The 23975-nt window shown below is 43.2% G+C and carries 19 protein-coding genes; 10 read left to right on the top strand and 9 right to left on the bottom strand.

Features of this window, described 5'->3' with window-relative positions; translation table 11 throughout:
• Nucleotides 1-183 precede the first annotated feature (183 nt).
• The 4 genes from MLAB_RS04780 to MLAB_RS09835 form a co-directional block, all read right to left on the bottom strand.
• Nucleotides 184-672 carry a hypothetical protein gene (locus MLAB_RS04780; RefSeq protein ID WP_011833279.1) on the bottom strand — a complete coding sequence of 163 codons (489 nt, stop codon included), beginning with the start codon at nt 670-672 and terminating at the stop codon, nt 184-186.
• Entirely contained in the window at nt 669-935 is a 267-nt protein-coding gene (locus tag MLAB_RS04775) for a hypothetical protein (protein ID WP_011833278.1), read from the bottom strand. The genes MLAB_RS04780 and MLAB_RS04775 overlap by 4 nt, the downstream gene beginning before the upstream one ends.
• The gene (locus MLAB_RS04770) at nt 932-1426 is read right to left on the bottom strand and encodes a hypothetical protein (RefSeq protein ID WP_011833277.1); all 495 of its coding nucleotides are present in this window, start codon (nt 1424-1426) and stop codon (nt 932-934) included. Before MLAB_RS04770 ends, MLAB_RS04775 begins: the two co-directional genes overlap by 4 nt.
• Before the next feature lie 1663 nt (nt 1427-3089).
• A complete protein-coding gene (locus MLAB_RS09835; protein ID WP_187146140.1) occupies nt 3090-3335 on the bottom strand; it encodes a hypothetical protein in 246 nt (81 codons plus the stop codon).
• Between the two features lie 1199 nt (nt 3336-4534).
• On the opposite strand from MLAB_RS09835, the gene MLAB_RS04760 reads away from it, so the two are divergent.
• From MLAB_RS04760 to MLAB_RS04750, 3 genes are read left to right on the top strand one after another with little or no spacing between them, the layout of a single operon-like run.
• Nucleotides 4535-5410 carry a glycosyltransferase family 2 protein gene (locus MLAB_RS04760; RefSeq protein WP_011833275.1) on the top strand — a complete coding sequence of 292 codons (876 nt, stop codon included), beginning with the start codon at nt 4535-4537 and terminating at the stop codon, nt 5408-5410.
• A gap of 52 nt (nt 5411-5462) precedes the next feature.
• Entirely contained in the window at nt 5463-6860 is a 1398-nt protein-coding gene (locus MLAB_RS04755) for an NAD(P)-binding protein (protein ID WP_011833274.1), read from the top strand.
• Between the two features lies 1 nt (nt 6861).
• Entirely contained in the window at nt 6862-7965 is a 1104-nt protein-coding gene (locus MLAB_RS04750; protein ID WP_048062038.1) for a glycosyltransferase family 4 protein, read from the top strand.
• 233 nt (nt 7966-8198) lie between these two features.
• Here MLAB_RS04750 and MLAB_RS04745 read toward each other — a convergent pair whose 3' ends face one another.
• From MLAB_RS04745 to MLAB_RS04735, 3 genes are all read right to left on the bottom strand, one after another.
• On the bottom strand, nt 8199-9392 hold the full coding sequence (locus MLAB_RS04745) for a nucleotide sugar dehydrogenase (protein WP_011833272.1): 1194 nt from the start codon (nt 9390-9392) through the stop codon (nt 8199-8201).
• A 170-nt stretch (nt 9393-9562) separates the two neighbouring features.
• Nucleotides 9563-10432: a UTP--glucose-1-phosphate uridylyltransferase GalU gene (galU, locus tag MLAB_RS04740; RefSeq protein WP_143702772.1), complete on the bottom strand. Its 870-nt coding sequence runs from the start codon at nt 10430-10432 to the stop codon at nt 9563-9565.
• A 220-nt stretch (nt 10433-10652) separates the two neighbouring features.
• Nucleotides 10653-11663 carry a hypothetical protein gene (locus MLAB_RS04735; protein WP_048062037.1) on the bottom strand — a complete coding sequence of 337 codons (1011 nt, stop codon included), beginning with the start codon at nt 11661-11663 and terminating at the stop codon, nt 10653-10655.
• Between the two features lie 80 nt (nt 11664-11743).
• On the opposite strand from MLAB_RS04735, the gene MLAB_RS04730 reads away from it, so the two are divergent.
• The 7 genes from MLAB_RS04730 (at nt 11744) to MLAB_RS04700 (ending at nt 21550) form a co-directional block, all read left to right on the top strand.
• A complete protein-coding gene (locus MLAB_RS04730) occupies nt 11744-12757 on the top strand; it encodes an NAD-dependent epimerase (RefSeq protein ID WP_011833269.1) in 1014 nt (337 codons plus the stop codon).
• Nucleotides 12758-13693: 936 nt separating this feature from the next.
• Nucleotides 13694-14875, top strand: a complete 1182-nt coding sequence (locus MLAB_RS09410) for a glycosyltransferase (RefSeq protein ID WP_011833268.1) — start codon at nt 13694-13696, stop codon at nt 14873-14875.
• Nucleotides 14876-15627: 752 nt separating this feature from the next.
• Nucleotides 15628-16491 carry a hypothetical protein gene (locus MLAB_RS04720; protein ID WP_143702771.1) on the top strand — a complete coding sequence of 288 codons (864 nt, stop codon included), beginning with the start codon at nt 15628-15630 and terminating at the stop codon, nt 16489-16491.
• A 54-nt stretch (nt 16492-16545) separates the two neighbouring features.
• The gene (locus tag MLAB_RS04715; protein WP_011833266.1) at nt 16546-18114 is read left to right on the top strand and encodes a hypothetical protein; all 1569 of its coding nucleotides are present in this window, start codon (nt 16546-16548) and stop codon (nt 18112-18114) included.
• Between the two features lie 1273 nt (nt 18115-19387).
• Nucleotides 19388-19636: a hypothetical protein gene (locus tag MLAB_RS04710; RefSeq protein WP_011833265.1), complete on the top strand. Its 249-nt coding sequence runs from the start codon at nt 19388-19390 to the stop codon at nt 19634-19636.
• Between the two features lie 553 nt (nt 19637-20189).
• Complete coding sequence (locus tag MLAB_RS04705; protein WP_011833264.1) at nt 20190-20474, top strand: hypothetical protein; 285 nt, start codon at nt 20190-20192, stop codon at nt 20472-20474.
• Nucleotides 20471-21550 (top strand): virulence RhuM family protein, encoded by a 1080-nt coding sequence (locus MLAB_RS04700; RefSeq protein ID WP_011833263.1) that lies wholly within the window; start codon nt 20471-20473, stop codon nt 21548-21550. The genes MLAB_RS04705 and MLAB_RS04700 overlap by 4 nt, the downstream gene beginning before the upstream one ends.
• A 572-nt stretch (nt 21551-22122) precedes the next feature.
• Here MLAB_RS04700 and MLAB_RS04695 read toward each other — a convergent pair.
• Both MLAB_RS04695 and MLAB_RS04690 read right to left on the bottom strand, forming a co-directional pair.
• On the bottom strand, nt 22123-23136 hold the full coding sequence (locus MLAB_RS04695) for a nucleotidyl transferase AbiEii/AbiGii toxin family protein (protein ID WP_011833262.1): 1014 nt from the start codon (nt 23134-23136) through the stop codon (nt 22123-22125).
• A gap of 6 nt (nt 23137-23142) precedes the next feature.
• Entirely contained in the window at nt 23143-23748 is a 606-nt protein-coding gene (locus MLAB_RS04690) for a DUF6088 family protein (protein WP_011833261.1), read from the bottom strand.
• Nucleotides 23749-23975: the final 227 nt, after the last annotated feature.

Raw genomic sequence — 23975 nt, 5'->3', positions numbered from 1 at the left:
CCCTGGTCTGCAGTCGCAAGGAAAAACCTTGCTTAACTAAGAGTGAACCATTTGGTTCACTCCGTCGTCGCAAATCAAAGATTTGATCGCAAACCATCGGTTTGCTCAGCTGAGGTCGTCTGCTTCGCATTCGACCCGCCCCCACTAAGAGCGAGCCTATCGGCTCACCCCGTTGAAACCACATCATTCTGCGGTCCGCACGACCCTTATCAGACTCTCGTGCGGGACTGACGTCACGTACCTTGCGGCTTCGTCAGCCGGCAGGGCCTTTTTCAGATCCAGCAGATTCACCCGCTCGACTTTTGCCACCCGATCACGGCCTGCCGTCTCGACCGAAAGATCATACAGAGCCTTCAGTCCGATAAACCGCTTTGCATCAGACGGCTGGATGAAAACCAGCTCATCATAGATGTCGGGCAGCTCGTCTTTTAGCATATCCGTGTTCACGACATTGTCCGTCGGGATCTCGAGGACGAACGCATCCGAGACGAGGCCCTCAAGTTGGATCAGGGCAATCAGCTCCTTACGGCGTTCTTCGAAGAGCAGCCTGAGCTCTTTGAAGCAGTAGAGAAACTCCTGATACCGGTATGCCGCGGCGAACGCCTCGTCCGGGACCGGCCGCCACTCCAGAAGCAGGGCTTCGAGAGAGGCCGGCGTCAGATCTTCCGTCATGGCGCCCTCCTGAGAGGGATATGCCCTTCGCATCTGCCGATCCAGAACGCGACTTGGGCCACCCGGTCTTTTTTGACCGTGAACCGGTGTCCGTGGACATAGGTTCTGAGAGATGGCCCGCTCCTTTCCGAACGGAACACGAGCGGTTTGCCCGTATTCATGCTGATGACATCGCCCGTGACGATGTTGTAGACCCAAGAGCCGGTGATGAGTTTGTGCCAGGCGGCAAAGTCTCCCGGTGCATCGCCGATCAGCTCGCTCATTCTTCATCTCCTGCAAGGGCGGCTGCAAACTGTCTGCTTCGATACTCCAGCAGCTCGGCTCTGTGGAGGTTCTTGAAGAGCCGGAACCAGTCGTGGATCTCGGTATCTTCTGGAACCATCCCGCAGCGTTCGTAGATGAGGGCTTTGATGTCGCCGCCGAACGCGTGTTCAGCGGTGGCGATGCCTTTCATGGCGATCACGGGAAGCGCCGTCTCCCGGACGATCTCCATGAAGCTCTGCTGCATGCAGACGATCTTTTCGCTGTGCGTGTGAAGTCTTGCAAGCTGATCGGCGGTGTATTCGTCCGGCGAGCTTCTCCCATCTGCCGTTTTTCCGTAAAGAAGGAGATGGGCACACGAGGTAAATAGATCGGTCCGGCTGACATAACCGAGATCGCCTGCGATGCGGTCGAGGATCTTGAACTCCTCGTTCGATATGTTGAGATAGATGCTTTGTCTCATTGATGTGATTTTTTGGGTGCCGTCATCCATCACTGATCATCCATCAGTGATGTTCGATGGTTAGGACGGGTGACCCCTGATTTTTTATTTTTTCAGACTTGACAGTAACTATATATACTTTTAGAAAAAGAAAAATAACACAAGAGTGTTTCGGCAGTCTGCCTCTTCAAAGGAGAGTGCGGCTCGATCTTTTAGTGCAGTTCTTTTTCCGGTTTGTATGTGATGGATGATTGATGACGGATGACGTCATCCCAATAGATACTGTTCGATGTTTGGAGATGATGCAGTACTTTTGATTATCTCCAGGCTCCAATAGTTGAGTGTCTGTTCCTGTTCTTTCGCTTCGATGTTGGAATCGGGCAGACACGTATCCCTGTTTTGTTTTTTGTTGTCCCTCCTAAGGCTGTATCCTCATACTGTTATTGGGTGTTTTTGTGGATTATACTGTGTTTTTTAGTGGTGCATTGGGAATATTCTGCGTGAATTTGTTGTGTTTTGCCGCTTATCTGCATATGTCAGGGGGATGAAGCGGGAAATTGAGACGGGTGGTTTGAAAGTGCAGCGGTATGCAACGTAAGTTGTGCGGTGTGAGCATAACAGAAATACTGAGGTCCTTATGAGATGTATTTCGATTTCGTGTACGGAATCCGTTTTGACACCTGAGATTGAACCAACCGCGAATCAGCGCGAATCCCGCAAGCCATTGGCTTGCTCTCAGAATCGGATTTGCTTATCCTCACTCTCGCAATCCAGCTTCACTGTCTTGCTCGTCCCTTCATCGGGATCGTTCGGGCAAATCCTGTCGGCGCCCCGGCGCCTCCCAACGGTAATTTCCCTCATAGTGAGATTATATTAAATAGGAGTTACGCGGTGTTATTCCCAATCCAATTTGAGAGGGGTATTATTGGGCGTGGACACAAGAGAATATTTAACCGCGAATCTCCGCGAATTAACGCGAATCGCATTTTCCTTACGTTCGGCTGCTCTGCTTCGGCTGATCGCCTACGCAGAATCGCACCCTCTCTGGAAAAATGCTGAGGAAAAACCCGCGTGCGGATTTTTCTTATCTTACATGTTTTTTCTGCAAAATATAGATGAACAATCCCTTTTCTTGATCTGGGGTGCGGGGCCGCGACTCCGGCGCGGAGCGGCCCGCGGTGGGATATCCTATTTGCTGCGGCTCCGATACGTTTCCACGTAGTTCATCTGGAGTGAAGGATTCATATAGGAAATATGTGATGATTGTGAGGATACAATTCGGGAAGTATATGGTTGGGTGTGGAAGCATGAGAAAGCCCACCGCGTAAGTCCGATTATAAAAATCTTTTTTGAAGAAGGATAGCACTCTGATTTTTCCTCGCAGAAGGCGCTGGGGCGCCGACAGGATTTGCCCGAACGATCCCGATGAAGGGACGAGCTGTCGTGTCTTAGCCGAGCAAATCTTTGATTTGCGAGGGACACGACGAGCGAGAGTGAGGTATAGCAAATCCGATTATCTCGCCCGAAGGGCGGATTCGCGCCGATTCGCGGTTGGTTCTTTCTCTTGTTTCAAAACGAATCCCGTACGCGAAATCGAAGTGCATGTCATAATTACGTCAGTTTTTTTTTTGGTTTACACCAACACCGCGTAATTCCTATTGGAAAAAAGGTATGATCAGGACACTTCTGCACCCGGTTTTTGCACGGCTCTTGGTTATGTGCGTTCGAACGGGCGGGAGGAGCCGGGTTCCCGGCTTTCATCCTCTGTTCTGGTCTCATCCTCCTGATCTGTGTCTTTCCAGTTTTTCATCTCCCTGCTCACGATCCTGCGGTGGAGTTCGGAGGGTTTGATACCTTCCTTTTTTGCACGGCGGTAGAGGCGTGCTTTTTCCGTTTTGGGGATCCTTGTCGTGATCTGGGCATCGTATTCGACGGGCGTTTCAAGGATGACCTGTTTCATTTTGAGACAGATCCTAGTTGGTACTTCTTCATTAGCCATTGTATCGTTATGTGTTTCTTTTAAAACACGGCCTGCATGCAGCAGGTTATCTACGTCGATACATGCCGATTGACCCAGCGGCATGCCTTTTTTGTTGTCGAAAGAGGGATAGAGTATCCTCTCGGTGGTTTCCTTTGACCGGCACGATTCCCGCGCCGGTATGTTCATTCGGGGAATGAAAAAAGGCTTCAGGGTTCACCCGTGGCAGAGGGGACATTAGTGTTATTTTGGCGAAATCCCATGCTCTTAGCAGCTTGCCGTCCCGCAGGACTCGTACTCCGGGCTACTTCCTGTCTTTTTTCATCAATCGAATGTTGATTATATTTAGTTTGTTTTTGTGGTATTTAATGGCTATTTTTTGCGTATTACGTTTATTTTTGCTGATTTGTCTGTTTTGTTGTTGTGTTTTGTATTGTGAAGATATAAAGCCCCGACCGTGCGGTGCGATAGTGCCTCTTCATGTTTTGGAGAGCGTTTTGTTAGTGAGTGGGAAGGGGGTTAAGCATTGTTGCGAAGCGGGGGGTGGTATTTATGTGCTCCGATATGTGGTAAGGTTGGATGCTGCATCGCGGCTATGGTGTCGAAAATAGGTGAGAGAGAAAGGGCGCGGACAGGGTGGAGGGGTGGGTGCATGAGACAGTCAATTGAGGATATATCCAAATGGCCTGTATTCATTTGTGCGAAAAGCGATTTGGAAAAAGGCATGATCGGGGGTGCGGGGACGCGACTTCGGCGCGGAGCGTCCCGCGGTGGAAATATCCTATTTTTATGGCTTATATGAGTAATTAAAGAGGTTCATCTATAAGTGAATGTTGTAAATATTGTTTTTGGAGGTTATGCTTCTCTCGTGCATCTGCATCCCCTATCACACCAATAATATGACGTCAAAACTGATGCATCATTATGGATGAACCGACTCATCATCATTCAAACATATGTTCATCACAGATCAGCACCCTGATAGAACCATCGCCTCAGAGGGAGCCAAACAGAGCCTGACGACCGTGAAATATAACTCTGATTGGAGCACAAATACCTATGTATTTCTATAGTCATAGATACACAATGGTGGTAGTGTGGCCAACAACAATACAACAACTTCACATTTTTCAATACCCGAACAAGAGCCGCTCTCAGATAAGCCGTCTGTGATGGTTGCAATGCCGGCATACAACGAACAGGAGCGTGTGGGCGCCACTGTTGCTGCTGTCAAGCCGTTTGCCGACGTGGTCGTGGTGGTGGATGACGGATCGAAGGACAATACAATCACAGCAGCCGAAGATGCTGGTGCGGTTGTTATTCGTCACCGGATCAATCAGGGCTACGGCGGGGCTCTTCGGACGATATTCCTCACTGCACAAAAGTACAAGCCGGATATCCTGATCATCATCGACGCCGACGGTCAGCACGACCCAAAGGACGTCCCCAGATTCGTTGAAAAGATCATGGAGGGGTATGATGTTGTCATCGGTTCACGGTTCCTGGAGAAGACAAGTGCGGATATGGTTCCCGGTTACCGGAAGTTTGGGATGAAAGTTCTCGACCGTGCGACGATGATTGCAGCCGGGAACATCCGTGTGAGCGATTCGCAGTGCGGCTACCGGGCATATGCGAAGAGTGCGTATATGGTGATCCATCCTTCGGGAAAAGGAATGTCTGCCGGCTCCGAGATCCTTGTGCAGATGAGCGATCACCGTCTGAAGGTCGGCGAGATTCCAATTAAAGTGCGGTATGATATCGACGGCACGAGTTCCCAGAATCCGTTTAGGCATGGGCTCACGGTTCTGATGAATGTGGTCCGTTTTGTCACGATTCGACGACCGGTGGCGGCGTTCGGGATACCTGGAGTGATAATTTTGGGGATTGGTGTTTTCCTAGCGTTTCAGGCTCTGGATATCTCTGCAAAGACTGGGTTTTGGTCCCCAACGATTACGCTTGTCTCGATGATGCTCTTGATGATGGGGATGCTGCTGATTACAACAGCGCTGATATTGTATGCGGTGGCGCAGATGATACAGATGGTGGGGAGGGAATGAATCTATATGTTCACTCTCGAAGCAGTAACCAATACGAAGGAAAGGAACTAAAATGGCAAAACAGTGTGATGTTTTGATTCTTGGTGCGGGCCCAGCGGGGCTTACTGCGGGCTATAAATTGGCTGAGGCTGGTGTATCTATTTGCATTGTAGATAAACAGGAGCATGTTGGTGGACTTGCCAAAACTCTGCGGCACGGTGACTGTTTATTGGATATTGGGCCTCATATTCTCTGTAGTAGGGAATATGTCTATGATTTCAATCCTGAGATGTATACATTTATCAAGGCTCTATTACAGGAGGATATTTATGAGTATGAGTCTGAACACCGAAAATATCTCGAATCTATGCAGGTGGGTCAAGTCCGCTATAAATATCCGGTAAGCATAATGAACGCTCTCATAAACGCTGGGCTTGGAAAATCCATGCATATAGGCTGGGACTATTTGCGTGCCAAATCTTCTAAAAAGTCAAATAGTAATGATTATGAAACCAGCCTTGTTTCATCTCTTGGACAATCATTAGCAGAGTTATTTTTATTGAATATTGGGGAGAAAACGTGGGGGGTGCCCTGTGGTGCTATGTCACAGGATGTTGCATGGAGAGTTGGTGAATTCTCGATGCTGGACGTTTTCAAAAAACAGTTCAGCACTATGATCGCCTCCCTCCAGAAGAAAGGGGATCCTGTTAACTATCCAAAACACGGTATTGGGGAGATATGTGACAGACTCAAGCAGGAGATCGATGCTAAAAATATTTGTGACTGGTTCCTCTCTGCGACTCCAAGTAATATCTTGGTGGAGAATGGTTCGGTTGTATCGGTTGATGTTGTCTGTAGTGATGGTAATGTAGAGACAATATATCCCAAACATCTCATCTCCTCAATACCTATGCCTTATTTATTAAGTGCTATGCGTCCTTTCCCGCCAGAGGATGTACAGGCTGCCGGTCAGAGTCTTCGATGCCGATGTCATATTTGTGTATATCTTGTGTTCTCTGTCGATAGTATTCTCAAAGAGCATTGTATCTATTTTGCTGATCCAAAAATTCCCTTTTCCAGAATGATGGAGCAAAAACACTATTCTGATATGATGATTTCTGATGGTAAGACGGTTCTTGCCATAGAATATTTTAGCTGGATTGAGGGTGGCATTTGGAGCATGAAGGATCAGGAGCTTTATGATTTAACTGTTGAATGGCTGAAGCGTTTGTCGATAATACAGAATCAGGATATAATTGATTACTTTATTAACAGGGAGACTGATGCATATCCTGCTTATGAGTTGGGATACCGGCAGCATCTGGAGAAGGTCATGAGTTATCTGGATGGTATCACTAATCTTGATGTTATTGGGAGGACCGGGTCATTCACATATATTGGACAGTATAAGGCGATGCAGATGGGATGGGATGTTGTTAAAAATATAAAAATCAAATGTGGAGTATTGTAATATGAAGATACTAAGAGTTTCAAGCGATCTATATCCGGCATTTGTGGGGGGCATTGCTCTTCATGTCCATGAACTTTCAGTTATGCAATCAAAGATGGGGCATGATGTGACTGTATATACCTCCATTTGGACAAATGAACCATTATATGAGGATAGAGGTGACTATGATGTAATACGTTTTAAAGGTTTTACTATCTTCCGGAATTCTATCACACTTAAGTTATTATCAGCTCTAATTTCAAACGCTAAAAATTATGATGTTGTTCATGCTCACTCACAGTTATATTGCTCTACTTTATTTTGTGTGATTGGAAAAAGGATAAAAAAATTTCCATTAATTATTACAAATCATGGTTTAGTATCCCAAACAGTTCCATTATGGATTCAAAAGATCTACATGATGACTATTGGGAGTTTTGTCTTAAAATCTGCTGATTATATCATAACATACACAATTGATGAAAAAAAATTATTGGTTGATTATGGTGTCGACCCTTCTAAAATCATTATAATACATAATGGAATTAATGTCGAAAAGTTTTTAATACCATTAAATGTGGATAAAAAGAAACAAATATTGTGGATAGGAAAATATGTACCTGGTAAAGGTGTTGAATATTTGGTAGAAGGATTTGCAGACTTTTCCCATAATTATCCCGATTATTCTTTGCTAATGATTGGCCGTGGGCCTGGAAAAGATATGATCTGTAATAAAATAGATCAATTATCCCTTAATCAAAAGATTAAAATGGTGGATTTCATACCAAACGATGAATTACAGATAATATATGAGGAATCCATGATTTTTATATCACCAAGCTTGGCTGAAGGCGTTCCCAAAACTATGCTGGAAGCAATGGTTTGTGGATTGCCGGTGATATCAACCGATCTCCCTCAACTTGTGGATATTGTCGAGGGGTGTGGTATAATTATACCCTGTCGTGACCCATCTGCTATCTGTCACGCTTTGGAGCAGATGACAACAGATCCACAATTTATGGCTCAATGTGGTGAAAATGGTCGTACCAAAGTTCTTTCGAACTATGATTGGCGTGATACTGTAGAAAAAACGAATGAGCTTTTTACAAAACTCATCTCCTCTTGATTATATTTCATCAATTACTTCATTTTTCTGTGCAGTCAATAGATTTGTGATAATGTACATAACCCCTAAGAATTGAAATGTCAACTCTTGGAACTATCCCCATTGATATACCATAATGTGATTTGAATGGGGGGTGGATCCCTCATGCAAACAGAGGGGTCATATATAATTTGACCCATTTCATCTCTCTATCTGAATCTATAATAATCAACAAGGAATGATGTGTTTTTCGCTCAATCCCTGAAGTATAGATCCCGCGTATACACCTTCTCCATCATACCCTCAAGCTCCGGATCATACCGATTTGCCACGATCACCGCAGCCTCCTTGTTGAACATATCAAGAGAATGCACCACACGCCAGGAACCAAACATATCATCTGTCAGCGTCGGCTCATAGACGATGATTTCGGCTCCCAGTGCCTGCAGACGCTGCATGACACCCTGGATGCTCGATGCACGGAAGTTATCCGATCCGGACTTCATGGTGAGCCTGTACACGCCGACCGTGCACGGAAGGCCGCCTGCTTTTTCCAGAACACGGTCCGCGATAACATCCATCCTGGTTTCGTTGGACTCAACGATTGCACGTACAACCTTGTTTGGGACACCCTGAAAATTTGCCAGCAGCTGTTTCGTATCCTTCGGGAGACAGTAACCCCCGTAGCCAAAGGACGGGTTGTTATAATGACCGCCGATACGCGGGTCAAGACAGACCCCGTCGATGATCTGCTTTGTGTTCATACCTTTTGCTTCAGCATAGGTGTCCAGCTCGTTGAAGAAGCTGACACGAAGCGCGAGGTAGGTGTTTGCAAAGAGTTTGATGGCTTCTGCTTCTGTCGGGTCCGTGATGAGAACAGGAACGTCTTTTTTGACAGCTCCCTGCAGGAGTAAATCCGCGAAGGTCTGCGCTGCAGAAACGAGTTTTGCGTTATCTTTCGGCGCACCTACGATGATCCGGCTCGGATACAGATTATCATACAGAGCTTTTCCCTCGCGCAAAAATTCCGGGGAGAAGATGATAGTATTCAGCCCGTATTTTTCACTGACCGCTTTAGTATAGCCGACGGGAACGGTTGATTTGATGACAAGCACTGCATTTGGGTTCAAGCGTTTGGCGATTTCGATGACATCCTCGACAGCGGAGGTATCAAAGTGATGTGTAGCTGTTTCATAATTCGTCGGGGTGGCGATAACAATGAACTCAGCATCTCGGTATGCTGCTTCTTTATCGGTCGTGACGGTAAGATCCAGCGGTTTTTCTGCGAGATACTCTTCGATTTCGCAATCTGCAATCGGAGATTTTTTTGCATTAATCATGTCGGCTTTCTTCTGTGTTGTGGTCACTGCGGTGACACTATGATTCTGTGCAAGAAGCACAGCTAGGGAAAGACCGACATATCCTACTCCTGCGACAGTAATTTTCATGCCTATACTATTTCAGTTACAGAGTTATAGACTCTGGGATTTTTGTCGGATCAGCCGTTGCTCCTTCAGAGTGGTTAAAGAAAGGATGAGTACGGACACAAGAGAAAAAGAGAGATGGATGTATTGAACAGAATCCGCGATTAGTCAGACCTGGGGCTGAGATCGTATCATTATTGATTCAGTTCTTTTTCCAGCGCATCTCGGATCATATCGCCGTAGAGCGGATGTTTCAAGAGAAGCTGGAGATTTGAAACCATCCACCCGGGAATATCACCAATATCATATCTCGTATTTTTAGCAACATATCCAAGTGATGCATCATAATGCCTCAGTGCATCGGTCAGCTGGATCTCGCCTTTTCTGCCAGGCTTTGTATCCTCAAGAATCGCAAAGATCTCCGGGGTGAGCAGATATCTGCCCATTGCTCCGACATTGGATGGAGCCTCTTCGGGAGTTGGTTTTTCTATGATGTCTTTGATCTGATAGAGCCTTTCTTCAAGAAGTATACCATCAATGATGCCATAATCTTTGATCTTATGTTCAGGAACGGTTTCCACGCCGATGACCGGGAGTTTGTATCTTTTGTAGATATCGATTAACTGTGCCGTGCATGGCTTTGCCTCAGCATCGGGTATGCAGATCGTGTCCCCAAGAAGAACAGTAAACGGTTCATCACCCACATGCTGCTTAGCACAGAGAATAGCATCTCCAAGACCCTTCTGCTCTTTTTGTCTGATGAAGTGGATGTCGGCAAGATCTGCAAGTTTTTCACTTTCGGCAAGTAGCTTTAGATCCCCGCTGTTTCTCAGATGTTCGTTAAGCTCCTGGGAATTGTCAAAGTGATCCTCTATAGCGCGTTTGTTTTTGCCGGTGATGATCAGGATGTCATCGCACCCGGATGCAACCGCTTCTTCGACAACATATTGGATGACCGGTTTGTCAACGACCGGCACCATCTCCTTTGGCATCGCTTTTGTGATCGGGAAGAAGCGCGTCCCCCATCCTGCGGCAGGGATGACTGCCTTTCGAACCTGTTTCATGAATTGATTCTCTCCTGATGAAAAATAGTTAAAATATGTCTCTCTTCGATTATTATACGTTTTTTTCATAGCATCATACCCAGTATTCAATTGTGCATACTCAGACTATTCGATCATCTCAGACAAACGCCTGCATTGTGCAATGCTGTTTTTGCGTCCTTTGTATAAGTCAGTTGTGTGAAGAGTGTTTTCATATTATTCAAAGCCATCAGATCAAATTTTACTCATTGTATTTTGCAAGAATATATGCTGATGATGTTTGAAAGTCATCATCCGATAATCTAGTAAATTTACCTCTGAGCTTTTTTCTAGAGATACTTGAGCTGCCAAATCCTTCATTATTTTGAATACATTTTATTATTTTGAATCCATTTTTTGAAAATAATTTCAGATGCGTTGAAAGTGGCTCACGATTAATGAAATAGGGTCTGGTACCTCGAATTGTTTGCCATAGTGAGTCACTATATGACCATTGTCCATTCCAGTATTTGGAACATCCATGAGATTTGAAATCTATGTCATGTGACATATAGGTTTCTTTCACTGATATTGATGCCATTACAGAGTATGCATTTTCTAAATTGTCTATGTGTTCAAGTACTGCTTGTGAGAAAATCAACTCTGGATTAATTTCCGGGAGTATCGTATTTTCCCATGGAGCAAGATATGATATCATATTATTAATGATTATATTGTGATCGTTAGATAGATTATTAAGAGATTCTTTAATTGCGTCTAGCCTTTCATCAGAAAGATTCTTATCGATTACTTCTGGTGAAATAATGTGATCTGGAAATTTATAAGATTCTAACTTTGGTTTGATTTTAGGATATTCTCTATCATCTGGAACATCTGTATGATTTTTGAAAAGAGTTATCATCTGGTCATATATATTCATTACATTTTCCATACCAGAATATTTCATGAAATCAAGGGCATAATACTGATCGCACCCACTTAACAATGCAGCGATACCAGTACCTATACTGTCCCCAGGACCAAATTCAACCACTATACTTGGTATCTTTCCCGATTCATTGTAATAGTTTATCAGATGGCGCATCCACACAGAATAACAATATCTGGCATCACAACTCCCACCAGTTGACATCTCGTCAGATTTTATTAGTTTAGTATAATATTTTCCAAAAAAGCAATTGATTATCACATCTCCATAAGGAAGGCGAAATGATATATCTCTAGTTATTTCCATTATACGTCTTTTTATCATAGAACAAAGTATATATTTCTTATCAGGGATAATCTTTATCCAAAGAATAATGGGTATATAACCTGAATGTATATGATGTAATGTCATTAGATACGATACTCATTACCGGGGCTGCCGGGTTTATTGGCTTTCATTTATCCAAAAAACTCCTGGAACAGGGAATCCAGGTTATCGGCTACGATAATATCAACTCCTATTATGATGTCAACTTAAAATATGCACGTCTCGCTATCCTAAAGGACTATCCTGATTTTATTTTTGTAAAGGGCGATTTGGCTGATAAATCAGAGGTAGAGAATGTATTTACTAAATATAAACCAGATATTGTTGTGAATCTGGCTGCACAGGCAGGTGTTCGCTACTCTATCGACAATCCTCAGGTGTATATCGATAGTAACATAATTGGATTTTTCAATATTCTGGAAGCTTGCCGTCACCACCCGGCTGAGCATCTGATATATGCATCCAGCTCTTCTGTGTATGGAAATCAGGAGAAGACTCCATTTTCAACGGATGATGATGTAAGCAGGCCAATCAGTCTGTATGCGGCAACCAAAAAAAGCAATGAACTGATGGCATATACATATAGTCATCTTTATGGTATCCCGACAACCGGTCTTCGTTTCTTTACTGTATATGGTCCTTATGGGCGTCCGGATATGGCATACTTTAGCTTTACCAGGAAGATTCTTGCCGGTGAGACCATTCAGATCTTCAATAATGGAGATATGTACCGGGACTTTACGTATATAGATGATATCGTTCAGGGAATAGAAAATATGCTTGAGCACCCACCCGCAGCAGATGAAAATGGTGATCGCTACAAGTTGTATAATATTGGTAATAATCACCCGGAAAAGCTGATGTACTTCATCGAGGTGCTGGAAAAGTGCATCGGGAGAGAAGCGAAGAAAGAGTTCTTGCCGATGCAGCCGGGTGATGTGTATCAGACATATGCTGATGTGGATGATTTGGTGTGGGATTTTGGATTTAAGCCGGAGACGAGTGTCGAGGTGGGGCTGGGGAAATTTGTGGAGTGGTATAAGAAATACTTTATACCTCAAGTCTGCCCAATCGTCTATTCTGCGAAATAAACCTCTCCATTTTTTCATATGTAGACTAATTTTTCTGAGGGTGGCGTGTTATTATTTCAAGATGAATCCAAAGGTATTTTCAAAAATAGGTTCATTCAACGGGATAAGTTCATCAGCTGTTTCATCTCCAAGCTCGATATTTGTAACATTGAAAGAAAAATAGAACATACACTAGGTTCTGCATAAATAAACGTTGCGTCCTCTGGAATTTTATTGACATCGGAGAGGTAATCACCAAGATTATTCATAAAGCTCGTGATATGCTCGATTTAGACTGAAGCTACTGGAAGTCTCCATACATAGTATTCAACGTACAGGAAGAAAGTACTTCCTGTTAAAAATGGCTCGTTAGAATTTTTCATAAATATTATAACGTTTCAATTATTGACGTTAGCGCAATTGCAGAATGGATTTCAGAAGTTCACGAACTTTAGTTCGTGAGACGTCTCATGAACAAATAGTGCTCAAGGATAATATACAATTTGCAAATTAGTGTTAAATCTCAAAGAAGTTTGATTTGACATATCTCCGCTGGATCCCTTCTCAAAAGTGAGATGAGTTGATTTATGTTATTTCAAGAAGATTTAGTCATTATGAAAAACCTCTGTCCAACGAGTTGACATATCGATTGGACAAACTTGATAATAACAAAGCACAATCTTCTTTTGGCTATAAGTCAGAATAACTAGTACACAAAAAATTAGGGGGGGGGAAATCTCATGGTTCAAAAATCAGGCGAAAATATTACTGTCTATGTTGTTGGTGTTAGATATATGCGCTTTTCATTTACAGAGGCATTATTTCAACATGGTAATAGTATTGGATACGATGTTGATTAGTTGGAGATTTCACCGATGAAGACACGGATTACCTCTATTGATATTATTACAATTCCATTTCATCTTGCTGATGTAGATATGATCTTGATGGTGTAGTATGACTGACCTATTAATTCTTTTAGGATCGATAGAGGGGGGAGGGGCTGAAAGAGTTGCTGTAAGTTTGGCAAATTCTCTTCCTACCTCTATATCTAACGAGTTAGTGATCATACATGAGTCTAAAATAAAATATAATGTAAATTCTCCTTATATTCTTTTATCTGGAAAACAGATTTCAGGACTTGCTAGATTATGCAAATTTCCACTTGTTATTCTACGTTATATACTTTTACTGAGAAAATATAATCCAAAGGTATCTCTATCTATTTTACCAGAGGATAATGTAGTTAATATAATTTCATCCCTGATTACTGGTGTACATCCCATAATTTCCTTTCATGGTATGCCTTCAAACAAAAATTGCCATATTTTTACACAAATATTAAAGAAGATTTCGATTTTTTTACTAAAAATAACTAATACATCTGCAATTGCTGTTTCAAATGGGGTGAAAAATGAGTTGGTGATATTATACGGTGTGAATTATCAGAAGATTCATGTAATACATAATCCAATTGATGTTATTCAAATCAATAAATTATCATTAGAGGAGGTTAAAACAGAAATCTTCAACCACAAAGTTAAAACAATTATCACTGTTGGCAGACTGTCTTCTGTCAAAGGCCAGTGGCATATTCTTCGTGTTTTTGCTGAACTTAGAAGAACGATTCAGTGTAGACTAGTTCTTTGTGGAGAGGGGCCTGAATTAGAGTATCTTATGAATCTCACCATAGATTTGGGTGTTAAAGAGGACGTTGTATTTCTTGGGTGGTCTAAAAACCCATATAAATATGTTGCAAGGGCGGATTTGTTTGTTCTGTCATCATTATCTGAAGCCCTTCCAAACGTCCTTGTAGAGGCTATGGCAGTTGGATGCCCGGTTGTAGCGGCGAACTGCTCAGAGGGAATTGAAGAAATATTAGGCTTTGATAACTCGTGTGGATTCGTTACAAATAAAATGACCGGAATTTATCATGTTGCAGATGAACCATTGGATGAAGGTGAACTAAGTATGCTCTATTTTATACAAAAAATTCTGTATAATCCCGATTTGCGCGAATCTATGTCACGAAGATGCAAGGAGCGGGCTCAGATGTTTGATTTGAATAGAGGAATTCAAAAATATACCGATATGATTGATAAAATCAATAATTTAAATAGAAACTTTAAGAAAAATTGAGTGTTTATGTCTGGAGAAATAATATGATGATGAAATTGAGTCATAATCAGCAATTCAAAATAGGTATAATATTATATCTATTTCTAGTTGTATACTCCTTCCTCTACACCTATGGGAATTCTGATGCTTTTCTTCCACAAAATATTGTTAGTTTTCTAGACTTTGTATATTATGGTAATGGATTTCTTTCAACTGTGATTGGTTATCATTCTTTTGGAGCAATGATTTGTCTGATTCTTGGGATTTCCCCTGATTCTCTATTAACTCTACCCATATCTATCATCCCATTATCAGCAATTGTGTGTCTTATATTGTATAGGATATCCAAAAATATTATTTTAGCAACAATATTAATGGGATGTTTATTTTGCTCTATTTCAACTTCAGATTATAACGTGTATTGGATCCATACCATTGGTATGATTCTCTACTTCCTTATAATTTATCTTATATTTATGGACTTAGAGAATAAAATAGGGGAAAATTCATATAAAAATTCAATATTCATCTGTTTAATAATTGTTCTTCTCTCATTAAATTATATCTCATACAATTATATGGCAATGGTATTTTCTCTTATATTTTGTTTTACAGCGGTAGTGCTAATTCAGTTCATCCGTGTGAAATTCTATAATTTGGATATTCGCTATATTATTCCAAAATCACATATACTCCTCCTCATGATCATTTCAGGCCTTATGATATTCGAGTTAAATACGTATTATTATATATTTTATAATGCTATCGGCACTATGAATGAATTCGGTATTTCAAGTATTGATAAATTTCTAATCTATGCTTATCAATTTCTTGGAGTTAGCGAGTCCGCTTCTATTTCTCCATTAGCACCATATTACTTCACATCAACATATGAAATCGCTATTCTTCAGATTTTACGTTTTACTACCTGTGCTTTAGTCATTATTATTTATGGTCATTGGCTGTTAAAAATATATTTAAGTAAAAATAAGACAATAGACTCAATTGATATTATTCTTATAACAATATTGCTGGGAATCATTATATTTATTTTGACACGAATAATTCTAGTTGTAAACTTAGGTGCTTTGTTGATGCTAATCACCCCTTCTGTCCTCATCTTTGCAAGGGTGTGCACATTAAAACAAGATGTAAAGCTCAAAAAAATTGGGCAGGTGCTTGCGACGATATTTATTATTTTGACTGTTGTGTTGATAGCATTTACATTTGTAACTAACCTAGATGAACCAAGTAAATTTGAATCATACCCGCAAATATCTGAAATCGGATTGTGGTCTTATGTATATTCAACACAACCTATTTCTTCAGATGTGTATACGACAGGTGCAATTGGTTTGGCAATTATAACTAAAAATAATCCAATCCGTATTGGATTAATACGAGATAGTTACAGTGTTTTCACGGATGATTGTGATATTCTTCCTTTGCTAAAGGGAAATTTAACGCCTGTAAATAAGGATATGGTTGTTAATTGGGGATTGCCACAGTTATCTGTTTCAAATAAGGATTGGGTTACTTTAATTCCTTGGAGAGTATATAAGCAAGAAATTATCTATAATTCTAACTATAATATTGTGTGTTCAAGTGGAGTAATTGATTATTTGGTCCCATCATAGGTTGTGTTTTGCCCACCTAATTCATTGAAATATTGAAAATATGAAACGTTTAGCATGTCCGAGAAAACACTTGATATCCAATTTCAAAAGCAATTACCAAAAAATCTGCTTTCAAATTTAGCATATTTGACCATCAATCTGGTCATAGGTCTTGCCTTAGTTCCATTTTTTCTTGAGACTCTTGGTGAATCAGCCTATGGATTGATTCCTCTTGCCACATCTTTTACCAGTTTTATCACTCTATTTATAGATGTAGTTAATGAAGCAATATCACGCTATCTCACCATTGACCTCCAGCGCGGAGATCGAAAAAAAGCAGTAATTACTTTTAACACCTCCCTCATTGGAACACTGGTGATTCTTCTCATAGTAACCCCCATTGGACTAATCTTTGCACTTTTATCTCCAACAATATTTAATATTGGAGATACAGTTGCAACTGATGTAATCTGGTTATTCGCTCTTGTGATAATATCTGTCCTTATCAGGGCTTGGAGCAGCAATTTCAGTGTGATATTATTCGCATATAATCGTATCGACCTCAAAAACCATGTGAACAATACCAACCTTATCGCACAAATTATATCTGTGGTTCTCCTATTCACCTTACTCGAACCAACACTTCCCTTTGTTGGATTATCATATCTAATAGCTGCATGCATGGCATTATTTCTCTCCATTGTATTTTCCAGAAAAATATGTCCTTTCCTTAATATCTCTATCACAGCATTTTCTCTATTCCATCTGAAAGAAATACTAAGCACTGCATTTTGGTTAGCAATATTACGAATGGGTGTTGTCCTGAGAAATCAAGCGGCATTAATAATTACTAACATAGTACTTGGATCCATCGTCGCTACTGAATTTTCTCTGGTTCTCACATGGAATACACTCATAGTTGGTCTTCTTGGTTTGATAACTACCTGCTTTTCGCCGATGATATTCTCATACCGTGCTAAAGATAACAAAGAGAGTATGGTAACATTTACAGCCTTCTCTGTAAAAATAGTAACCCTGTTAACCGCACTTCTTGTAGGGCTTGTCTGTGTATTTTCGTCCCAGTTAATGACAATATGGGTTGGTCAAAACTACGCAGACCTCTCCTTGCTTGTATGGATTACTGTAATTGCCTCTATATTTATGGTCCAGTTTTCATGTTGTGGGTCAATTACAGCTGCCTACATTCGTGTTCGCACTCCAGGCCTCATATATCTTGTGGCAGGTGGGTTTAATGTCATACTAGCTCTTACTTTATCGCTTGTATTTAATATGGGGATTTACGGTATAGCTCTTGCCACTACTATAACAACTCTCATAACAGACGGATTATTTGGTCCTATATACGCAGCTCACATTCTCAAAGCCCCTCTCATCACATTTGTCAAGCCCGCATTCCCCGGTTACGTTGCACTCCTCATCCTGTTGGTGCTTGGATTCTTATTCATGCAGGTTGTTTCCATTAGCGGAATTGTACCAACGTTCCTCGCCGGAGGCTCGATTGCTACAGTTTACTGCGTCATTTTATGGTGTGCGGTATTAAATAAAGGAGAGCGAAAAAATATACTCAGGATATTTCCTCCCAGCCTGGATAGAAAATTGCTGTGGAATAATAAGAGAGAATAGAATAGTAAAAAATGGAAGTTATTCAAATGAAACTACTCCTATTTGAATACTGTACCCTGAGTCATAATATGGATTTGTGTTTTAGATTTGTTTTATGTAACTGGTTTATGCGTGTGTAATATTTAGCCCATCTGATGTGTGGTTATTCATACAATAATTCGTGGAGATTCAAGAAAGGGTCATAGATCCGAAGTGGAGAGCAAATTCCTGATTTGCTCGGCTGAGGTCACCCCTGCGGGGCAGAGCCCGCCTCGGCTAAGGTCGTCAGCTGCGTCACCCCCCTCACCCCAAAAACGGATCCTGCTACCCATGAATATTCTGCAGAAGATGAACTACCTGGAAACGTGTATGTGCCTCGAAAATAGGATATCTCCACCGCGGGTCGCTCCGCGCCGGATCGCAAGTCTATCGACTTGGTCGCAAATCAAAGATTTGCTCCGCTGAGACCGGCCCTATGGACCGATCCGCCTCGGCTAAGGTCGTCCACTTCGTGTCCAACCCGCCTCAGCTAAGGGCGAGCCTGTTCGCAAACCTTCGGTTTGCTCTCCGACTCGGGTCTACGACCCTCGCTTGTCGGCTCACCCCGCACGCGCTCTTCCCTATCCGCACAAAAATCGTGCCCACACATGCATCCATACACCCCCTCCCTCCTCCTTCAGACAGCTCTAACCGTTTTCCATCCTGATCTCTCCTATCCGGGCAGACAAACCTCCCTGATCAAAAAACAGACCAACAATATTCCATAAGCTTCCAGCCGGTTTTTCTGCATTTTTCGTAACCCATCTCTCTCACTGAGCACCCAATTTTTCCTCCTTCCCGGGGCATTATCGCACCGCGCGGTCTGGGGTTTATAACATCTTAGAACGAATCTCAACACTAAAACAGACAAATACCCGTAAAATTATCGTAATACGCAAAAAATAACCATTAAATATCTAAAAAACCAACTAAGTATTAACAACATCAGGTAAATGAAAAAAGGCAGGGGCTAGCCCGGAGCACGAGTCCTGCGGGACGGCAAGCTGCTAGGAGCATGGAGTCAGGTATCACACATACTACTCCCTCTGCCACGGGTGAACCCTGAAGCCTTTTTTCATTCTCTGAATGAACATGCCGGCGCGGGAATCGTGCCGGTCAACGGAAAACACGAAGAGGGTACTCTGTCCCTCTCTCGACAAAAAAGGCGTGCCGCTGGGTCAACCGGCATGAATCGACATTGAATAACCTGCCTTACGCAGGCATTGTTCCAAAGAGAACACAACAAGGAGAAAGAATGATTCAAGACGAATCTACTACCCGGATCTGTCTCAAAATGAGCCAGGTCATCATGGAAACGCCCGTCGAATACAACGGCCGGATCTCAACCAGGATCCCGATGAAAAACAAGGAATGGTTCTACCGCCGTGCAAAAAAGGAAGGCATCAAGCCGTCCGAACTCCAGCGCCGCATCGTCATTAAGGAAATGAACAAATGGCATGAAGAGGAACTTGAGGAAGAGCGCCGGAAACGGGAAAGAAAGTGAAGGCCGGGAAACCGGCCCCCCTCCACTTTGGGTTTGTGCTCCGGTGACCTGAAAGTGGAGGTATCGAATATCTATTACCCATCTCATGTGTCCATTCTAAGCTAAACCCCTCTAAACCCACCAAACCAACTCTTTTTTTTTTAATCTCCCATTCTCACTCCCTGCTCGGTCTTCATTCTCATGGCAATCACTCATTTCAGATATGGTATGTTCTGCTGCAGATGAAGATGAACTACCTGGAATCGTGTAGGGGTCTCGAAAATAGAGATACTCTACCGCGTCGGGCTCGCAAATCAGAGATTTGGTCGCAAACATTCTGTTTGCTCGGCTGAGGGACCTAAAGGTCCCCGCCTCCGCTAAGATCACCGGCTGCGCCGTCGATCCGCCTCCGCTGAGGCCGCCCCTTCGGGTCAGCCCGCAGTCGCAAATCAGAGATTTGCTTGGCTAAGGGCGAGCCTATCGGCTCACCCCGCCACCGCGCGGTCAGGTATTTATATTGCGTTAAATCATAGATTGATTACACGTTCGGAGATACCCGGACAGGAGGTCAGATATGATGAATGATATTCCCAAAACACTTCTGGAACAACCAAAGCCGCTCTTTTTCAAAAAAAATGTATATTCAGGCAGGCTCTATACAAATGGGAAAGAAAATCGGAAAAACCAGCTTGAGCTGATGAAGGAAGGTGAGATAATAGAAGAGAGGCTCCTGCGCTCCTGGAGCCTGCTCGATGAAGTGACCTATCTGAAAGCGTTGGTCAGGGTTCTTGAGGGAGATCTCGCAAAAACAGAGAAGAGACCGGCAGGTTTTCTTTCGAAGCTTGGGGTGGATGTATGAGCGGAAAGGGTCTCACCCCTGTCGAGGAGCTATCTGAGTTTCTGCTGTATAATACGGACGGGGGGAATACGCGTGTTCAGGTTCGACTGTATGAGGGGTCGGTGTGGCTATCTCAGCGTTTGATTGCTGATTTGTATGATAGGTCGCCAAAGACGGTGAGTGAACATATCGCGAATATTTTCGAGGAGGGTGAGCTTGAGCCGGAGAGAGTCACCCGGGTTTTTGATGTGGAGCAGGATGAGGGCGGTCGGTCGGTCGTCCGTTCGATCGTCTGCTATAATCTGGAGATGATTTTGGCGGTAGGATATCGTGCGAGGTCTGCCCGCGGGACGCAGTTTAGGAAGTGGGCAACGAAGCTTTTGCAGGAGTATGTGGTGAAAGGGTTTGTTCTTGATGATGAGCGTTTAAAGGAGCCCGCAGGGTTTGGTCAGGATTATTTCGATGAGCTGCTTGAGCGGATTCGTGCGATTCGTGCGTCAGAGAAGCGGTTGTATCTGAAGGTTCGGGATATTTACGCGCTGAGTGTGGATTATGATAAGAATCATCCTGCTGCGAAGAAGTTTTTTGCAGCGGTGCAGAATAAGATCCATTTTGCGGTTCACGGTCATACGGCGGCGGAGATCATGGTTTTGCGGGCGAATGCCGATCTGCCGCATATGGGGCTTTCGACATGGAAGGAGAGTCCAAACGGGAAGATTCGTCTGGCTGATGTTTTGACGGCGAAGAATTATCTTTCGAGTGAGGAGATCACGACGATGAATTCGCTGGTGAATCAGTTTCTGGAGTATGCGGAGCAGCAGGCACGTTCCAGAAAGGTTATGACGATGCATGACTGGGAGGTGAAGCTGGAAGCGATTCTCCGGCTGAATGATATGAGTATTCTTACGAGTGCCGGGAAGGTTTCGATGGAGCGGGCGAAGAGTAAGGCATCCCGGGAGTTCGAGGTGTTCGAGGCACGGGAGCTGGAGCGGGAAACTGCGCAGGATGAAGATGAGTTGGAAGATGTGCTAAAAAAGCTAGTATATATCCCTAAATCTGATTCCAGCAAAGATAGTGAGTGTAATGAAAATAGATAATCTTTTAAATGAAATCCCAACTGTCCGGTTTAACCGGATAGTTCGAAGTCAGATATTTGGCATGGATGCGGAATTTTTGGCCGGGCGGGAATACAGCGAAAATTTCGTTTGAATCAGTAAAATGGAGAGTATCACATCAGTTTGTTGACGTCAACAATATGATGCCCGCGGACAAAATGCCCGAGTCGGAGAGCAAAGCGAAGCATAATGATTCGCGGCGGAATTCTCATGCGTCCGCACGTATGCCGTACAAGAAACCAAAGTACATCCAAAGAATCCCGCTTAAACAAATTCGATCCGGTTCGCCGGGAAGGGGGGTTCGCAAGTCTGTCGACTTGCTCTCCGACTCGGGTCTTCGATCCTCGCTTGTTCGCAAATCAAAGATTTGCTCGCAAGGCAAAGCCTTGGTCGCAAGTTTCCTTCGAAAACTTGCTCCGCTAAGATTGCCGGCTGCACCGTCAATCCGCCTCGGCCGAGGCCGCCCCTGCGGGGCAGCCCGCCTTAATCGCAAACCTACGGTTTGCTTCGCTGAGGGCGAGCCTAACGGCTCACCCCGCCTTCGCTTGTCATATTTAAGATCTGGTCTTCATCAATTGTTGAATCTCTTCCTGAAGTGCCCCTAACTTTTCAAGAATTTCCTCAAAATCCAAAACATCCCCGTACATCATACTCTGCATACGGGAATAATCAGACTTTAGAGCCGCCATATGAACATCCGAAGGCAGCAGCCGGATCTCACCAGCGAAAACCTGCTCATAGTTTGCCCATGAAAGAGGATAAAATTTCATTTTGAATTTAGTTACCATCTCTAATAGATCCAGATCGGCAAATGCCTTGGCTTTTACCTTCGAATCTCCCATTTTCACGACATCATAATAATGACGTGAATATCGTAAGGGAACCGGCTTTCCTTTTGGAAGATTTGCCACGCTATGAAGGATAAGGATCTTTTCCCAGAACGTCCGTTCCGGATGCACGGTTAGAACATCGGTTGACTTTTGCCCAAAGAGATTCGGATATTTTTCGGCAGAATACGGCTGGATCGTCTCCCAGCCGGATGGAGTGCATGCAGCAAGAGGCCCTATCTCCAGACGGATCTCCTGAAGGATAGATGCATCGGAAAAACCATGTGGATACCTGAAGGTTATTGTCTGTTTATCGTCAGCCAGGATCCCCATATCGACAGAAATGCCAAGTTCCTCCGATAGATCATTTGTGATCTGCGGGAGAAATATATCCTTGAGAAACTCTTCGGCACGGTGATTTGCCTCTTTGTTAAAGTGATCCTGCTGATTCTTTGTCCGATCCTTCCAGGGTTCGTCTTTATCATAATCCAGAATACACCAGTCAAGGATCAGATCAATATCTTCAGAAAAACGATCGATCAGCCCGTATGCTTTTGATAAGCTCGTGCCTCCTTTGAATGTCAGAGTATTTTTCCAGGGGCAGTCGTGAAAAAGATAATCCAGCATCCAGCAGACCCAGAAGTCTTTCTCAATAATCGCCTCATTGATCCCCATCTTGTCAGCAGTGTTCCTGAATAATGCTTCACGGTCTTCTGCCGGACGTTTTCCAATATTTTTCATGGTTCTTTATGCACATATCTGTCTGATCGTTCCGGAGATCCAGGCAGATGAGCGTTTTGTATCCTCCAATAAGGATTCTTTTTCATTCAGCGTGAGCATATCGGAGAATTGTTTGATGAATGTATCATTCATGTTATCCCTGCCGATCGCTTTCAATGCCTGAATGATCAGTGCGGATTTTGCTGAAAGATTCGTGATGTCTTTATTTGAGGTATGCTTGAATTGTATCGTGACATTTCCATATGCGTATTTTTTGTAGGGGCCGTCAGAAGCATACGTCCATGAAGCAGGGACTTGGGTAGAGATCCCGAGCATATTCAGGGCAGCATCTTCATAGGGGACAATGGTCCAGCCAAAATTGCGTGCAAGCGCTTTTGCTATCCCATGAGGTGAGGGAGCGACGTATTCATCAAGGAATGCATTGTAGATGGGATATTCGTATATTCCCCGCATGATCCGGCGAATCGTTTTGTCTTGAACTAGCCGTGATAATACTTTTTTTATCGTGGGGGTCGGGGAGATGTCGGCAAAATCAGAGATGACGAATATTGTGCCTCTCTTTGATGTGGTTATTCTCTCCCGGATTTTTTCATGATAGGTATCATTATACATATTATAGTATGTATCATTATGTCACTAAAAGTATATAGTATTGGTGACAAAATCAGGTTCATCATCTGGGGTGGGAGAGGGAGAAGGGGGGGCGCAAATCAAAGATTTGCTCTCCGCTTCGGGCTTCAAGCCCTCGCTTGTTCACAAGACAAAGCCGGTATACTCGTTCACCCAATCAGCACGGCAAATATTTGAGCTGCGTAAAAACCGTTAGACAACCCGTAACT

It is taken from the genome of Methanocorpusculum labreanum Z, from assembly GCF_000015765.1.
GTDB classification, from domain to species: Archaea; Halobacteriota; Methanomicrobia; order Methanomicrobiales; family Methanocorpusculaceae; genus Methanocorpusculum; species Methanocorpusculum labreanum.
The sequence above is the reverse complement of the archived record's forward strand: the minus strand, read 5'-3'. Positions and strand labels throughout refer to the sequence as shown.

Coding starts and splice junctions, on each gene's coding strand:
- MLAB_RS04780 (WP_011833279.1), bottom strand. CDS start 672: ATGACGGAAGATCTGACGCCGGCCTCTCTCGAAGCCCTGCTTCTGGAG.
- MLAB_RS04775 (WP_011833278.1), bottom strand. CDS start 935: ATGAGCGAGCTGATCGGCGATGCACCGGGAGACTTTGCCGCCTGGCAC.
- MLAB_RS04770 (WP_011833277.1), bottom strand. CDS start 1,426: ATGGATGACGGCACCCAAAAAATCACATCAATGAGACAAAGCATCTAT.
- MLAB_RS09835 (WP_187146140.1), bottom strand. CDS start 3,335: ATGAAACAGGTCATCCTTGAAACGCCCGTCGAATACGATGCCCAGATC.
- MLAB_RS04760 (WP_011833275.1), top strand. CDS start 4,535: ATGCCGGCATACAACGAACAGGAGCGTGTGGGCGCCACTGTTGCTGCT.
- MLAB_RS04755 (WP_011833274.1), top strand. CDS start 5,463: ATGGCAAAACAGTGTGATGTTTTGATTCTTGGTGCGGGCCCAGCGGGG.
- MLAB_RS04750 (WP_048062038.1), top strand. CDS start 6,862: ATGAAGATACTAAGAGTTTCAAGCGATCTATATCCGGCATTTGTGGGG.
- MLAB_RS04745 (WP_011833272.1), bottom strand. CDS start 9,392: ATGAAAATTACTGTCGCAGGAGTAGGATATGTCGGTCTTTCCCTAGCT.
- galU (WP_143702772.1), bottom strand. CDS start 10,432: ATGAAACAGGTTCGAAAGGCAGTCATCCCTGCCGCAGGATGGGGGACG.
- MLAB_RS04735 (WP_048062037.1), bottom strand. CDS start 11,663: ATGATAAAAAGACGTATAATGGAAATAACTAGAGATATATCATTTCGC.
- MLAB_RS04730 (WP_011833269.1), top strand. CDS start 11,744: ATGTCATTAGATACGATACTCATTACCGGGGCTGCCGGGTTTATTGGC.
- MLAB_RS09410 (WP_011833268.1), top strand. CDS start 13,694: ATGACTGACCTATTAATTCTTTTAGGATCGATAGAGGGGGGAGGGGCT.
- MLAB_RS04720 (WP_143702771.1), top strand. CDS start 15,628: ATGAATGAATTCGGTATTTCAAGTATTGATAAATTTCTAATCTATGCT.
- MLAB_RS04715 (WP_011833266.1), top strand. CDS start 16,546: ATGTCCGAGAAAACACTTGATATCCAATTTCAAAAGCAATTACCAAAA.
- MLAB_RS04710 (WP_011833265.1), top strand. CDS start 19,388: ATGATTCAAGACGAATCTACTACCCGGATCTGTCTCAAAATGAGCCAG.
- MLAB_RS04705 (WP_011833264.1), top strand. CDS start 20,190: ATGATGAATGATATTCCCAAAACACTTCTGGAACAACCAAAGCCGCTC.
- MLAB_RS04700 (WP_011833263.1), top strand. CDS start 20,471: ATGAGCGGAAAGGGTCTCACCCCTGTCGAGGAGCTATCTGAGTTTCTG.
- MLAB_RS04695 (WP_011833262.1), bottom strand. CDS start 23,136: ATGAAAAATATTGGAAAACGTCCGGCAGAAGACCGTGAAGCATTATTC.
- MLAB_RS04690 (WP_011833261.1), bottom strand. CDS start 23,748: ATGTATAATGATACCTATCATGAAAAAATCCGGGAGAGAATAACCACA.